Origin of the sequence: Cobetia sp. SIMBA_158, assembly GCF_046566945.1 — a bacterium.
Taxonomy (GTDB): Bacteria; Pseudomonadota; Gammaproteobacteria; order Pseudomonadales; family Halomonadaceae; genus Cobetia; species Cobetia amphilecti.
The window spans coordinates 1-308 of record NZ_JAWJYL010000189.1 but is presented as its reverse complement, the minus strand read 5'-3'; the positions used below and the strand labels follow the sequence as shown (position 1 = coordinate 308).

1 pseudogene is annotated in these 308 nt (G+C 42.9%); it reads right to left on the bottom strand.

Features of this window, described 5'->3' with window-relative positions:
* Positions 1-77: 77 nt before the first annotated feature.
* Positions 78-308: pseudogene (locus tag R2R70_RS19575) on the bottom strand (phosphate ABC transporter permease); the annotation flags it as partial.

The window sequence follows — 308 nt, the reverse complement described above, 5'->3', positions numbered from 1 at the left end:
GCTCACTGCACCGCCGGTCATCCAAATCCAAGGAGACCAGACTTAAACCACTGCTTTACCATGTCGTGTCTCTCCACTTACATTGAGCTGTATTTTTCACGTAACTGCTGACGAACAAACTCAGCTAACGTGTTAAATACAAAGGTGAATATGAATAGTACAAAGGCGGCTAAAAACAATATTCTGTAATGAGAGCTACCTACTTCTGATTCAGGCATTTCTACCGCAATATTAGCTGCCAGCGTTCTCATGCCTTGGAAAATACTCCAGTCCATAATCGGTGTGTTACCTGTTGCCATGAGTACAAT